Source organism: Arthrobacter sp. Soil_C_60 (assembly GCF_057656375.1).
This window is the reverse complement of the sequence record NZ_JBDGKM010000001.1, coordinates 177,291-190,349: the sequence shown is the minus strand read 5'-3', so window position 1 is coordinate 190,349 and position 13,059 is coordinate 177,291. Positions and strand designations below refer to the sequence as shown.

General features: G+C 62.6%; 16 protein-coding genes and 2 tRNA genes. 10 read left to right on the top strand and 8 right to left on the bottom strand.

Features of this window, described 5'->3' with window-relative positions; translation table 11 throughout:
- Positions 1 to 11: 11 nt before the first annotated feature.
- From AC3A4M_RS00945 to AC3A4M_RS00905, 9 genes are all read left to right on the top strand, one after another.
- Positions 12 to 2,237, top strand: a complete 2,226-nt coding sequence (locus AC3A4M_RS00945) for an RNA degradosome polyphosphate kinase (RefSeq protein WP_498733270.1) — start codon at positions 12 to 14, stop codon at positions 2,235 to 2,237.
- Entirely contained in the window at positions 2,237 to 3,199 is a 963-nt protein-coding gene (locus AC3A4M_RS00940) for an NUDIX hydrolase (RefSeq protein WP_498731063.1), read from the top strand. The genes AC3A4M_RS00945 and AC3A4M_RS00940 overlap by 1 nt, the downstream gene beginning before the upstream one ends.
- 115 nt (positions 3,200 to 3,314) lie before the next feature.
- Positions 3,315 to 3,839 carry a ferritin gene (locus AC3A4M_RS00935; RefSeq protein ID WP_498635807.1) on the top strand — a complete coding sequence of 175 codons (525 nt, stop codon included), beginning with the start codon at positions 3,315 to 3,317 and terminating at the stop codon, positions 3,837 to 3,839.
- 109 nt (positions 3,840 to 3,948) lie between these two features.
- Complete coding sequence (locus tag AC3A4M_RS00930) at positions 3,949 to 4,710, top strand: thymidylate synthase (RefSeq protein WP_498734073.1); 762 nt, start codon at positions 3,949 to 3,951, stop codon at positions 4,708 to 4,710.
- Positions 4,707 to 5,288 carry a dihydrofolate reductase gene (locus AC3A4M_RS00925; RefSeq protein ID WP_498733267.1) on the top strand — a complete coding sequence of 194 codons (582 nt, stop codon included), beginning with the start codon at positions 4,707 to 4,709 and terminating at the stop codon, positions 5,286 to 5,288. The genes AC3A4M_RS00930 and AC3A4M_RS00925 overlap by 4 nt, the downstream gene beginning before the upstream one ends.
- A gap of 120 nt (positions 5,289 to 5,408) precedes the next feature.
- Positions 5,409 to 5,717 (top strand): GNAT family N-acetyltransferase, encoded by a 309-nt coding sequence (locus AC3A4M_RS00920; protein ID WP_498733265.1) that lies wholly within the window; start codon positions 5,409 to 5,411, stop codon positions 5,715 to 5,717.
- A 102-nt stretch (positions 5,718 to 5,819) separates the two neighbouring features.
- Positions 5,820 to 6,971: an aspartate-semialdehyde dehydrogenase gene (gene asd / locus AC3A4M_RS00915; RefSeq protein ID WP_498733263.1), complete on the top strand. Its 1,152-nt coding sequence runs from the start codon at positions 5,820 to 5,822 to the stop codon at positions 6,969 to 6,971.
- A gap of 238 nt (positions 6,972 to 7,209) precedes the next feature.
- Entirely contained in the window at positions 7,210 to 7,632 is a 423-nt protein-coding gene (locus AC3A4M_RS00910; protein ID WP_498733261.1) for a hypothetical protein, read from the top strand.
- Positions 7,629 to 8,060, top strand: coding sequence for a hypothetical protein (locus AC3A4M_RS00905; RefSeq protein ID WP_498733259.1), 432 nt, complete (start codon positions 7,629 to 7,631; stop codon positions 8,058 to 8,060). Before AC3A4M_RS00910 ends, AC3A4M_RS00905 begins: the two co-directional genes overlap by 4 nt.
- 20 nt (positions 8,061 to 8,080) lie before the next feature.
- On the opposite strand, the gene AC3A4M_RS00900 is transcribed toward AC3A4M_RS00905, so the two are convergent.
- From AC3A4M_RS00900 to AC3A4M_RS00875, 6 genes are all read right to left on the bottom strand, one after another.
- Complete coding sequence (locus AC3A4M_RS00900; RefSeq protein ID WP_498733257.1) at positions 8,081 to 9,178, bottom strand: UDP-N-acetylmuramate dehydrogenase; 1,098 nt, start codon at positions 9,176 to 9,178, stop codon at positions 8,081 to 8,083.
- A complete protein-coding gene (locus tag AC3A4M_RS00895) occupies positions 9,168 to 9,593 on the bottom strand; it encodes a MaoC family dehydratase (RefSeq protein WP_498733255.1) in 426 nt (141 codons plus the stop codon). Before AC3A4M_RS00895 ends, AC3A4M_RS00900 begins: the two co-directional genes overlap by 11 nt.
- Entirely contained in the window at positions 9,593 to 10,042 is a 450-nt protein-coding gene (locus tag AC3A4M_RS00890) for an FAS1-like dehydratase domain-containing protein (RefSeq protein ID WP_498734072.1), read from the bottom strand. The genes AC3A4M_RS00895 and AC3A4M_RS00890 overlap by 1 nt, the downstream gene beginning before the upstream one ends.
- 65 nt (positions 10,043 to 10,107) lie before the next feature.
- Positions 10,108 to 10,344 (bottom strand): hypothetical protein, encoded by a 237-nt coding sequence (locus tag AC3A4M_RS00885; RefSeq protein WP_498733253.1) that lies wholly within the window; start codon positions 10,342 to 10,344, stop codon positions 10,108 to 10,110.
- A 17-nt stretch (positions 10,345 to 10,361) separates the two neighbouring features.
- On the bottom strand, positions 10,362 to 11,270 hold the full coding sequence (locus AC3A4M_RS00880; RefSeq protein ID WP_498733251.1) for a DUF2797 domain-containing protein: 909 nt from the start codon (positions 11,268 to 11,270) through the stop codon (positions 10,362 to 10,364).
- A gap of 129 nt (positions 11,271 to 11,399) precedes the next feature.
- Positions 11,400 to 11,966 carry a type 1 glutamine amidotransferase domain-containing protein gene (locus AC3A4M_RS00875; protein ID WP_498733249.1) on the bottom strand — a complete coding sequence of 189 codons (567 nt, stop codon included), beginning with the start codon at positions 11,964 to 11,966 and terminating at the stop codon, positions 11,400 to 11,402.
- A 200-nt stretch (positions 11,967 to 12,166) separates the two neighbouring features.
- Between AC3A4M_RS00875 and AC3A4M_RS00870 the strand changes: the two genes are divergently transcribed.
- Entirely contained in the window at positions 12,167 to 12,640 is a 474-nt protein-coding gene (locus AC3A4M_RS00870; RefSeq protein ID WP_498733247.1) for a hypothetical protein, read from the top strand.
- A 94-nt stretch (positions 12,641 to 12,734) separates the two neighbouring features.
- On the opposite strand, the gene AC3A4M_RS00865 is transcribed toward AC3A4M_RS00870, so the two are convergent.
- Both AC3A4M_RS00865 and AC3A4M_RS00860 read right to left on the bottom strand, forming a co-directional pair.
- Positions 12,735 to 12,811: transfer RNA gene (locus AC3A4M_RS00865), tRNA-Met, on the bottom strand.
- 58 nt (positions 12,812 to 12,869) lie between these two features.
- Positions 12,870 to 12,941 (bottom strand) — tRNA-Thr (locus AC3A4M_RS00860).
- Positions 12,942 to 13,059 lie beyond the last annotated feature (118 nt).

Genomic DNA, 13,059 nt, shown 5'->3' with positions numbered 1-13,059 from the left:
CAGGAGACGCCATGGCCACTGAATCGGTAACCCCGGCCCCGGTCCGGCTCGGATCCTCGGAAGTGGCACCAGCCCGCGCCACACAGGACCGCATCGACATCCCGGAATTTGCGCCCTCGCTCCTGCCCGACGGCAATTTCAGCCTGGATGACCGGTTCCTGGACCGCGAAATGAGCTGGCTGGACTTCAACGCCCGGGTGCTCGAACTGGCCGAAGATCCGGACCTGTTCCTGCTGGAGAGAGTGAACTTCCTCTCCATCTTCGCCTCAAATCTGGACGAGTTCTTCATGGTCCGCGTCGCCGGTTTAAAGCGGCGCATCGCTGCCGGCCTGGCCGTGCCGTCCGCTGCCGGGCTCAGCCCGATCGAGCAGCTGGAACAGATCATGGTGGAGGCCCACAAGCTGCAGGTCCGCCATGCCCGGATCTTCGCGGAGATCATCCGGCCGGAGCTGGCCTACGAGCACATCTACATGGTCCGGTGGGAAGAGCTCACCGACGGCGAGCGCGAGTGGCTGACCAAGATGTTCCGGGAAAAGGTGTTCCCGATCCTGACCCCGCTGGCGGTGGACCCGGCGCATCCGTTCCCCTATATTTCGGGACTGTCCCTGAACCTGGCCGTGGTGGTCCGGAACCCGGTCAGCGAAAAGGAGCTCTTTGCCCGCGTCAAGGTTCCTGACCAGCTGCCGCGCATGATCTCGCTGGACGGTCCCCGTGCCGGCTCGATACCGGGGCGGACGGCCCGCTTCATTCCGCTCGAAGACGTCATCGCCCAGCACCTGGATCTTCTGTTCCAAGGCATGGAGATCCTGGAACACCACAGCTTCCGCGTGACCCGCAACGAAGACCTCGAAGTGGAAGAGGACGACGCCGAAAACCTGCTCCAGGCGCTGGAGAAGGAACTGTTGCGCCGCCGTTTCGGTCCGCCCGTCAGGCTCGAAGTCACCACGGACATCAACCCGAGCATCCGCGAACTGCTGGTGCGCGAGCTCGGTGTGGAGGAGTCCGAGGTCTATGCATTGCCGACGCCGCTGGACCTCCGGGGCCTGAGCGTCATCTCCAACATCGACCGCAATGACCTGCACTACTCGAAGCAGTTGGCGCATACCAGCCGCCACCTGAACGAAAGCGAAACGTCCAAGGCAGCCAACGTCTTTGCCGCCATGCGCCGCCGGGACATTCTGCTGCATCATCCGTACGATTCGTTCTCCACCTCGGTGCAGGCCTTCCTGGAACAGGCGGCGTCGGATCCGAAGGTCCAGGCCATCAAGCAGACGCTCTACCGGACCTCCGGCGACTCCCCCATTGTCGATGCGCTGATCGACGCCGCTGAGGCGGGCAAGCAGGTCCTGGCACTGGTGGAAATCAAGGCCCGTTTCGACGAACAGGCCAACATCGACTGGGCCCGCAAGCTCGAGCAGTCGGGCGTGCATGTGGTGTACGGCATCGTTGGGCTCAAGACGCATTGCAAGCTTTCGCTGGTGGTGCGCCAGGAAGGCGACAGGCTGCGCCGCTACAGCCACATCGGCACCGGCAACTACCATCCCCGCACCGCCCGCTACTACGAGGACCTGGGCCTGCTGACCTCCAGTGACCAGGTGGGCGAGGACCTGTCCAAGCTGTTCAACCAGCTCTCCGGCTACGCCCCCAAGTCCACGTTCAAACGTCTGCTGGTGGCACCCCGGTCTGTGCGCAGCGGGCTCATAGACCGGATCGAGAAGGAAATCACCAACCGCAAGGCCGGTTTGCCGGCCCGCGTGGTCATCAAGGTCAACTCGATGGTGGACGAAGCAATTATCGATGCCCTGTACCGCGCATCCCAGGCGGACGTGCAGGTGGACGTCATTGTCCGCGGCATCTGCGCCGTCCGGCCCGGTGTGCCCGGCTTGAGTGACAACATCCGGGTGCGCTCCATTCTGGGACGGTTTCTGGAGCACTCACGCGTGTTCGCCTTCGCCAACGGCGGCGATCCGGTGGTATTCATCGGGTCGGCGGACATGATGCACCGGAACCTGGACCGCCGGGTGGAAGCGCTTGTGCAGCTCAGTTCGCGTGAAGACATTGCAGACCTGGTTTCTTTGATGGACCGGTACATGGATCCGGGCACCGCGAGCTGGCATCTGGACAATCAAGGCCGGTGGACCCGGCACCACAAGGACGCCGAGGGCAACCCGCTCAGCGACGTGCAGTCCTGGCTGCTGGCTTCGCGCGCGCGCCAACGAGCAGTGACGCGCCGGTGATGACCGAATTGAAGACAACGGACCGGACCGAAGCCCCCGCCAAAATCAGCGTCACCGCGGCCGGCGCATTGTGCTGGCGTGTCAGCCAGGGCCGTCTGGAGCTATTGCTCATCCACCGCCCGAGGTACAAGGACTGGTCCTGGCCCAAAGGCAAGCTGGACAGCGGGGAAACCAATCCCGAGTGCGCTGTCCGCGAAGTCGAGGAAGAAGTCGGCGTGCGGGTGAAGCTAGGCATCCCCCTGCCCACCATCCACTATCAGGTGCCCTCGGGGCTGAAGGAAGTGCTGTACTGGGCTGCCAAATTGGATAAGGCGACGCCGAAACCGGACGGCAAGGAAGTGGACAAGGTCCGCTGGAGCACTCCGGAGGAAGCAGCCGAGCTGCTGAGCAACCCCTCGGACAAGGAACCGCTGGCTGCTCTGGTCAAGGCCTACGAGGACGGTGACCTGGAGACGTACCCCTTCATCGTCGTGCGCCATGCCAAAGCGAAGCCCCGGTCGTCCTGGACCCGGGCTGAAGGTGAACGACCGCTTGCTGCCACCGGCCTGCGGCAGGCGCTGGCGGTCTGCCGCCTGCTCGCCTCCTGGCAGCCCAAACGGGTGGTTTCCAGCCCCTGGCTGCGCTGCATGCAAACCATCACGCCGTACGCCAATTCCCAAAAAAGCAAGATCCGTTCGGTCGAGGCAATCACGGAGCACAGTGCGCACCGGAACCCGCAGAAGGCCCGGTCGGCCATCGAATATCTGTTGGACAAGCGCAAATCCACGGCAGTCTGCACCCACCGGCCCGTCCTGCCCCAGGTCATCAAGGTCCTGCGTGACCGGCTGCCTGAGGACCTTGCAGAACAGCTGCCCACGAGAGACCCGTATCTGAAGCCCGGTGCGATGCTCGTCTGCCAGATCAGCGTCAAGAATCCGAGCAGAATCGTCTCTTTGGAGCACTTCGACGCCTACGACGACTGACACGTTCCGGTGCGGCGAGCGGCCGGCCGTTGGGCCGTTGAGAGGTCCGGCCACGGGAAATCTGGCTAGCCTAACCTGCCTATCCAAGACCAAGTTGAGGTCCTAGAGTGCTTGCATGAGCACATTCAACGAACTTCTCGCGGACCAGGTCGGCAACGAATTCGCTGCCTCGCAGCAGTACATCGCCATCGCCGTCTGGTTTGATAACGAAGACCTGCCCCAGCTGGCCAAGCACTTCTACCGGCAGTCGCTCGAGGAGCGAAACCACGCCATGATGCTGGTTCGCTACATGCTGGACCGGGACCTCAAGGTGACCATTCCGGCTATTAACCAGGTCCACAATGATTTCACCAACGTGGTGGAGCCGATCAGCCTGGCCCTGCGGCAGGAAAAGGAAGTCACGGCCCAGATCGAAGCGCTCTTCGCAGCCGCCCGGGCCGAGACTGATGCCTTGGGCGAACAGTTCATGCTGTGGTTCCTCAAGGAGCAGGTCGAAGAGGTGGCTTCCATGTCCACCCTGCTGGCCATCGCCGAGCGTGCAGACAATCTGTTCGACATCGAGAACTTCCTGGCCCGCGAATCCGTGGGCGACGAGGGCCGTGACTACGGCGCACCGGAAGCTGCCGGCGGCGCCGTCTAGGCACTTGAAGGCATCACAGCTGGCCAGTCCGGATCCCATTGCTGGCTGGTCTAGACTGGTCAGCGTGAATGCCATTCCCACTCCGTACGAAGACTTGCTTCGTGAGGTCATGGCCTCCGGCACCGAAAAATCGGACCGTACCGGCACCGGAACGCGCAGCGTTTTCGGCCGGCAGATCCGGTTCGATCTGGCCGAAGGCTTCCCGCTGATCACCACCAAGCGGGTGCATTTCAAATCCGTCGCCTTGGAGCTGCTCTGGTTCCTGCGCGGTGATTCCAACGCCAAGTGGCTGCAGGAACGCGGCGTGAAAATCTGGAATGAGTGGGCGGACGAGAACGGCGAGCTGGGCCCCATCTACGGTGTGCAGTGGCGCGCCTGGCCGACGCCGGACGGCGGGCATATAGACCAGATCGCCGAGCTCGTCGAGGGTTTGAAAAACAACCCCGACTCGCGCCGGCACATCGTTTCAGCCTGGAACGTGGCCGAGATCAAGAACATGGCGCTGCCGCCGTGCCATGCGTTCTTCCAGTTCTATGTGGCGGATGGCAAGTTGTCCTGCCAGCTGTACCAGCGCAGCGCCGACATGTTCCTGGGCGTCCCGTTCAATATCGCATCCTACGCACTGCTGACGCTGATGCTCGCGCAGCAGGCGGGCCTGGAACCCGGTGAGTTTGTCTGGACCGGCGGCGACGTCCACATCTATGACGACCATGTGGACCAGGTGAGTGAGCAATTGACCCGCGAGCCGTATCCCTACCCGCAGCTCCGGATCCTGCGGAAACCGGCCAGCATCTTCGACTACAACTTTGAGGACTTCGAACTGCTGAACTACCAGCATCATCCCGCTATCAAGGCACCGGTGGCCGTATGAGCCCCGCCGATACCCAGTCGGGTACGCATGCAGGCCGGAAGGAACCGGTACTGGGCCTGATCTGGGCGCAAAGTTCCAATGGCGTAATCGGCAAGGATGGCGACTTACCTTGGCACCTGCCCGAAGACCTGGCCCACTTCAAACGGACCACCAAGGGCCATCCGGTCATCATGGGGCGCAGGACGTGGGACTCCTTCCCCGCGAAGTTCCGCCCGCTGCCGGGCCGGACCAATATCGTCATCAGCGGCAGCCCGGAACGGCGGGAAGAGCTGGCCAGTTCCGGCGCGGTCGCCGTCGGATCCCTCGAACAGGCGCTGGCCGAAGCCGCATCCAGCCCCGGCAGCGAAGAGGTCTGGATCATCGGTGGCGGTGAAATCTTCCGTAACGCCACCGCTTTGGCGAACACCGCCGTCGTTACCGTGATCGATCTGGAGACGGACGGCGACACTTTCGCTCCAAAGCTGGGCCCGGGATGGACATTCGACGCCGCCGACCCCGCCGAGGGCTGGCTCACCTCTTCCAACGGCACGCGGTACCGCATCGCGTTGTGGACGCAGCAGGTGGATCCGGCCAGCTGAGGCCTTTCTGGCTGCAGGAGCCGCGGCAGGATAAATTGCCCCTGCCGCCGGGCCGCTGAAATGGCTAGGATCGGTGGACGGGCGCCAACAGTGGCGCCGGTCCGCTGCGCAGGAGGAACCATGTCTGTTTCACACGAGAACCTCACTCTGGTCCAAGACTCCAGCCGGGGCCGCTATGAGCTCCACTGCGGCGGTACGTTTATCGGATTCGAAGGCTTCGAGACCGACGACGACGGCGTCATCACCCTGCAGCACACCATCATCGACGAGAAATACGGCCGCCGTGGCTTTGCCCGCGCCCTGGTGACCATGATCCTGACGGACATGCGGGCCAAGGGGCAGATGATGGTCCCGCTGTGCACGTACGTCCAGTCGTACCTTGAGCGTTTTCCGGAGTACGGTGACTTGGTCGTCGAACACGCGCGCTGAGTTACTACGACACGCACAACGATAGGTACAGACCGACCACGATATGGTGGTATACGTCACCTATTTGGGGGTCGGGCCAGAAACTGGCCTAAAATGGAGCGTATGACTTCTCCCGCAGCAAGTTCCACTGTCCAATCAGTCGGCCTTATCGGCTGGCGCGGAATGGTCGGCTCAGTCCTTATGCAGCGCATGCAGGACGAGGGCGATTTTAATCTGATCAACCCGGTCTTCTTCTCTACGTCCAACGCCGGCGGCCAGGCCCCTGCGTTCGCCGAAGGAGCCGGCACCCTTCAGGATGCCTACGATATCGAAACGCTGGCCAAGCTGCCGATTATCGTCACGGCCCAAGGCGGGGACTACACCGCCGAGGTCTACCCCAAGCTGCGCGACGCCGGCTGGGACGGACTCTGGATTGACGCGGCTTCCACCCTGCGGATGGACCAGGATTCCATCATCGTGCTGGATCCGGTCAACCGCGAAGTAATCGACTCCGGCCTGGCCCGTGGCGTCAAGAACTACATCGGCGGTAACTGCACGGTCTCCGCCATGCTCATGGGCCTCGGCGGACTGTTCCGGAACGGCCTCGTCGAGTGGGGCACCTCCATGACGTACCAGGCCGCTTCCGGCGGCGGTGCCCGGCACATGCGCGAACTGCTCAACCAGTTCGGCAGCCTGAACTCCGTGGTGTCCGACGAGCTGGCCCATCCCTCCTCCGCCATCCTGGAGATCGACCGGAAGGTGCTGGCCGAGCAGCGCAACCCCGAGCTGGATGCCTCCCAGTTCGGCGTGCCGCTTGCCGGTTCGGTGATCCCGTGGATCGACAAGGATCTTGGCAACGGCCAGTCCAAGGAAGAGTGGAAGGCCGGCGCGGAGACCAACAAGATTCTCGGTCTCGACGTTGCCGAAGGCAGCCGGATTCCGTTCGACGGGCTCTGCGTCCGGATCGGTGCCATGCGCTCGCACTCCCAGGCGCTGACGCTGAAGCTCCGGGAAGATCTGCCTGTGTCCGAAATCGAGCGGTTGATCGACGCCGACAACGAGTGGGCCAAGGTGGTTCCCAACACCAAGGAAGCCACCATGGAACAGCTGACCCCCGTTGCCGTCAGCGGCACCCTGGAGATCCCGGTCGGACGTATCCGGAAGCTCGAAACGGGACCGGAATACATCAGCGCCTTCACCGTCGGCGACCAGCTGCTGTGGGGTGCGGCCGAACCGCTGCGCCGCATGCTGCGGATCGCCACCGGCAACCTCTAGCGGCTCGGGCGCCGAGAGCCGCCCTTAGCGCTACAGCAGTCCGTTTCCTTCGGGAAGCGGACTGCTGCCGTTAACGGCCGGTGCCCACACGGCTTTGGACGAGCGGCCGGCACCGTTCCTCCACATCCCAGGCCAAGACCGCGGCTGTCCACATACTTCGAATACTCGTTCTATCCCAGCTTTCCCCCGGCATAGCGTGAAGGCATATCAGTATCCGCACGCCGGAAGGGGCTATTCGATGAAAACGCCAACAGCAGGCGAACTGCTGCACCAGTTTCTGGTTCAGTCGTGCGCCTGCAAACAGGAGGCGACGGCAGAGCGCTACCTGCTGGTCCACGCACAGCTGCGCCGCTATTTGGAGGAAACCGGACACCGGATCCTTGAGACACAGCAACTCCCCTATTTCCGCAGGGAACAGCACAAGGACCCATCCGATGCCTTCTGCCGGTCTTTCTATGCCGAGGAGGTCATCTACGCTCTGCCCGGCTTCCTTGCCCCACCATGGCTCAACAGCAACCCGGCAGACCGCCGCATCCAAATTAGCCAGACTGCTCGCCTGATGGGATGGCTGTGCAAAAGCGGTTACGTTGACCGCAGCTGGCACAGCTGTGCCGTGCTGGAGGTGGAGGGAGCAGTCCGCCGGGCGAGGGCTGAATCATGACTGGCAGCCCCAACGTCGACAAGTTGCTCAGGATGTTCTTCCTCAGGTACAACCTGAGCCAGAAGCCGGTGACCGTAGACCGGTGCAACCGGATCGAAATCCACCTCCGGCACTTCCTGGACCTCTGCGGCGAGGACTATCTGGCACCCGAGCAGCGTCAGCTGCTGGCGTTGGAACGCCAGTTCCAACCGTATGGTTCGGCTTTCGCGCGGCTGATGTATGCCGGCGAGCTGCTTGCGGCACTGCCCGAATTCCTCGCCCCGGAATGGCTCATGAACCATGGCGTGGACCGCAAGGTGCAGATCAGCCACAGCGACCGGTTGGTGCGCTGGCTCTGCGGGGAACGGCTGGTGGACTTCCGGGCCCACCGGATGGATCTGCTGCACTTCCGGAGCGCCCATGACCAGGCACTACGGGTCCAGCCGTGATCCGCGGTCAAACGTCAGCGTCAGAGGGCGCAGCCGATCAGCAGCGGTTCGGGAACCAGCCGGATTCCAAACTTATCCTGAACGCCATCCCTGACCGCGCGGGCAATAGCCACGATGTCCTCGGCGGAAGCGCTCCCTCGGTTCGTGATGGCCAAGGTGTGCTTCGTGGACAGTGACGCCCTGCCTCCGGCGATGGAATACCCATCCACGCTTCCGTTGGCCGTGCCCTCAAGTCCGAAGCCCTTGCCGAAGCCGGATTTGTCGATCAGCCAAGCGGCGCTGAGCTTCATCCTGTCGCCCACGGGCCACCGGGGCGCCGTTCCAGGCAGCTGGTCGGCCACTTCGGCAGCAACGATCGGATTCGTGAAGAAGGAACCGGTGCTGTAGGTATCCCGGTCGGCCGGGTCCAGGACCATGCCTTTCGAGGCCCGCAGTCGCAGGACCTCGCTGCGCACGTCATTGGCCTTGGCCCGCTCTCCGGCTTCGACAGCGAGGGACCGCGCCAGCTCCGCATAGCGGATGGGCGCGCTCATCCGGCTCGGGACGAGCTGGAACTGGACCGTCAGGACCACGAAGCGCGGCGACCCGTTGGTTGTCGTCTGCTTCAGGACCGAGTCACGGTAGCCGAACCGGAGGTCCGAGTTGGCAAACGTCTTAACCACGTTGGCTGCCCGGTCCCACGTCCGTACCGTGGCCACGGTCTGGGCGACGTCCGCTCCGTAGGCTCCGACGTTCTGGACGGGCGTAGCTCCGGTCAGACCAGGAATTCCCGACAGTGCCTCCAGCCCGGACCACGCGTGCAGCACAGTGGCCTCCACTAGTTCGTCCCACGGCTGCCCGGCTTGGACAGTGACCATAACCCCGCCGCGGGCCGCATCGGCGTCTTCCACTTCGTAGCCGGTGCTGGCAATCCGCAGAACCGTTCCCGGATACCCCTCATCGGCAATCACGAGGTTGGATCCGCCGCCGATAATCAGCAGGTCTTCGCCTGCCTCATCCGCGGCACGGACGCCGTCAATGATTTCCCGCTCCGTTGTGGCTTCGACGTAGCGCCGGGCGGGTCCACCGACTCCTACCGTAGTAAGAGGTGCCAGCTTGACGGCGGCTTCACCAGGCACGGACAACGGCCTGCGCCTTGACCAGGACCTTCTGCCCGGCAGCAGTCACGGTCAGATCCACGCGGACCGATGAGTTCGCCTCGTCGACAGCGCCGATGACTCCGGCGACCTCGAGAGTAGCGCCGGCTGCATCCAGATTCTCCACAACCACCGGTTTGGTGAACCTCGTTTGGTAATCGACGACCGCCGCGGGGTTGCCCACCCAGTCGGTTACGAGCTGGACAGCAGCTCCCATCGTGAACATGCCGTGGGCGATCACTCCGGGTAGTCCGACCTGCTCGGCAAACCGGTCATTCCAGTGGATCGGGTTGAAGTCGCCGCTGGCACCGGCATACCGCACCAAATCGGCTCGGGAAATATCGATGGATGTGGAACCGATTTCCTGTCCGACGGACAGATCGCTCAACGCAGGCATCACTGGCCTTCCCCTCTCACCAGAATCGAAGACGTTGCAGTGGCGGTCTTCTCACCATCGGTAGTGCTGATCTCCGCGCGGGTGGTGATCATGGCTCCGCCACCCATCGCCCGCACTTGGTCCACATGTAGTTCGGCTACCAGTTGGTCGCCAGCCACGATGGGGCGGTGATGGACGAACCGCTGGTCGGCATGGACAACGCGGGAGAAATCAATGCCAGCCTCGGGATCTTCAATCAGCTGTGCATCTGCCCGCTGCGCAACAATGATCGCGAAAGTCGGCGGCGCAATCAGGTCCGGGTACCCCAGGTCCTTTGCGGCTTCCACCTCGAAGTGGGCCGGATGCGTTGCCTTAACGGCCCGCGCAAACTCCCGGATCTTCTCACGGCCTACGGTGTAGGCTTCCCCGGCCGGATAAACGCGGCCGGCCAGTTGCGGGTTGACCCCGATCTGTTCTGACATGGATCTCCTTCTCAAGGACAGAAAGTCTCTTCAAAGCCTAGTGCAGGGGTGTATCAATTCTTCTGCGGCCGGGCGGCTGCCCGGCGGGCCCTGGCATCCCGCGCCCGAACTAGCAGGCCGGCCAGATGCGTGAGCAGGCCGGTGATAATGATGGCCAGAGCCGCCCATACGAGGGGCTGAAGGCCGGCACTGGCAGCGATAATGGACAGCAGGATACCGGCGCCGATAAGAACCATGGCTGAGATGACTAGTTTGCGGTAGAGCGGCGAGCCAATATCCCAGGGGTTCATACTTCAAGGTTAGCGGTTCAGAACAACGAAACCTGCACCGGGGGTAGCTGTGACTGATAGGAACCCAACTCGATACGCCTGCCCTTGAGCCCGTTCAGGTCGGCCAGATAGGCCGGGCCGTCCTCCCGGGTCCGGACCAAGGCAATACTGCCCAGAATTGCCTCCAGCATCAGTCCATGGCCACCTGCTGCCAGCTCCAGCGGATAAGACGTGCGTGAATCCGAACCCATGACCCGCCTGCCCGGTTCCGGCAGTTCCCACGTCTGGTCGACGGTGGCGAAGCCTTCCAGCTCCGCACCTGACAGCAGATTCCGGACAGTGCGGGCGTGCTCGGCGTTGATGCTGTCCAGCTCGGCCGGGCTCTGCGGTGCCTGCAGACCGGTCAGCTTCACTGCGGAACGCACAGCCTGGGTCAATTCTGTTTGCTGGGAAACCATGTCTTCCAGCACACGGACAATCCGGCCGTCCTCGGCCCTGGCCACGTAGCGGGCAGCCGCAGCTCCTTGCTCGGCAAGGCGGAGCCGCTTGCGCACGTCCGAGGCTGTACCCACCTTGCTCGTACCGGAGGCAAAGGTTGCCACGTACAGCCAGTGCGGCTGCGCAAGGTAGGCGCGCAGTCCGTCCGGGGCGACACCGCTGCGGTGCGCGTCGTGGAGGAAGCGCAGATCATCGTTCAGAAAACAGTTGATGCATTGGTAGCCCCGTTCGGCGGGGGTTTGAAGGGGGCACGGCACGTGGTGCCTGGTCCGCGGTCCCTGAACCCGGTGGCTGCCCAGACAGAACTTTCCAGCTTCTAGAACCCGAAAGCCGAGCAGAGTCCCCTTGGCGACATCCATAGCGGCAGCCGAGCCGTCAGGCCTTGCCAACGCCAGCTGTGGCCCCGGTGCGCTCCAGACAATGCCGTGGCACAGGAAAGTACCTCTCATGCAGCTACTCTAAGACGCGGGCTGCCCGTCATGCACCCGGCATCACGACACGGCAAAGCCCGACGACGGCGCACCCGCGTGGCGTCCGCCGTCGGGCGTTGAAAGTCCTTGGACCTTTTGCGGAAAACCCTAGGCTGTCTGGCCCCGGTGCTTGCCTTCGGCTATTTCTTCAACCAGTTTGGCGTTGAAGGCGGGCAGATCGTCAGGATTCCGGCTGGTCACCAGCCCTTGGTCCACCACTACTTCCTCGTCAACCCATTTGGCTCCGGCATTCTTCAGGTCGGTGGCCAGGGTGTGATAGGAAGTCAGGTTGCGGCCATCCGTTACGCCGGCCTCGATGAGAATCCAGGGGCCGTGGCAAATCACGGCCACGGGCTTCTGCGCATCGAAGAAGGAACGGGTGAAGTCCACTGCGGCTTTTTCCGCGCGCAGATGGTCCGCATTCACGACACCGCCGGGAATGACCAGGGCGTCGTAATCGTCGACACGGGCCTGGTCAACGGCCACGTCCACTGGGAAGGTATCAGCCTTCTCGGTGCCTTTAAAGCCTTGCAAGGTCCCGGATTTGGGCGCGACAAGGACGGGCTCCCCGCCGGCGTCCTTCACTGCCTGCCAGGGGCTGGTGAGTTCGACTTGTTCCACGCCGTCCGTGAGCAGGAAGGCGACTTTCTTACCGGAAATATTCTGTTCAGACATCATTCCTCCACTTCACAGGGGCCGATAGACGCCAGCCCCCTACCCTCCACGCTAGCCACAGAAGGATTCAGTAAGCAAGCTGACCATTGCGCCGGGCAAAGCTTCGACGCCGACGTCTGGATGCCCGCGGGCACCTCATCGTCGGTGAATAGTTAAACCTCCTAAACATGTAGCCTTTGAGGAGCAAGCAAGAGGAGTCCATGAAAAAGGGTTTTGCCGTAGTAGCCGGTTTGGTGCTGGTTGCGGGATGTTCAGCACCGGTCGATGAGACGCCCGAGCCAGCGGCTGCGGAGACGTCCCATCAGGCGGAAGCGAAACAGGAGTCAACCGAACCGGAACCTTCGGCCGAGCCGATGCCAGAAGCCAACATGCTTGACGTCCCTAGCGGGCCTGGAATCGAGCCGGGCGACTACGAAGTATTCCTCGCTGCATACAAAACCACTTTGGAATCGGGCTTAGAGAAGCGAGTAGAACAACAGCGCACCGATCAGGAGGCCATGGGACTCGCGGCCTATGTGTGCCGGCTAATCAATGCCGGCGAGGACCCTGCACGACTGAGGCTCGTCTACTCCATGGGTTCCATTGACCCGGAACCAACAGAAGACATGGTCCGAGATTATTCTGCGATTCTGTTGGCGGCAGACGAAACATTGTGCGGTCACGAGGACGAATGAGGTAGCAAGGACTGGCGATTAGCCACGCTTGCCCGATAACGGCAAAAAGAAAAGCCCCTGACTAGAGATGATTCCCAGTCAAAGGCCTTCTTATTGGTAGCGGTGCCCGGACTCGATCCGGGGACCTCACGATTATGAGTCGTGCGCTCTAACCAGCTGAGCTACACCGCCACGAATAGGAACGCCCGCGCTGCGTCTTTGCGACACAGACGCGGGCTTCGCTATTCAGAGCCCCCCACCGGAATCGATCCGGTGACCTCGTTCTTACCAAGAACGCGCTCTACCACTGAGCTAGGGGGGCAACGGAGAAAAACTTTACCAGCAGTTTAGCTCCGTGTGAAATCGGAACCGGCGGTTGTGGCCAGCCCCACATTTCCGGCCGCTAACAGCACCGCTGTTTCGTCTCTTCAAAGGCGCCA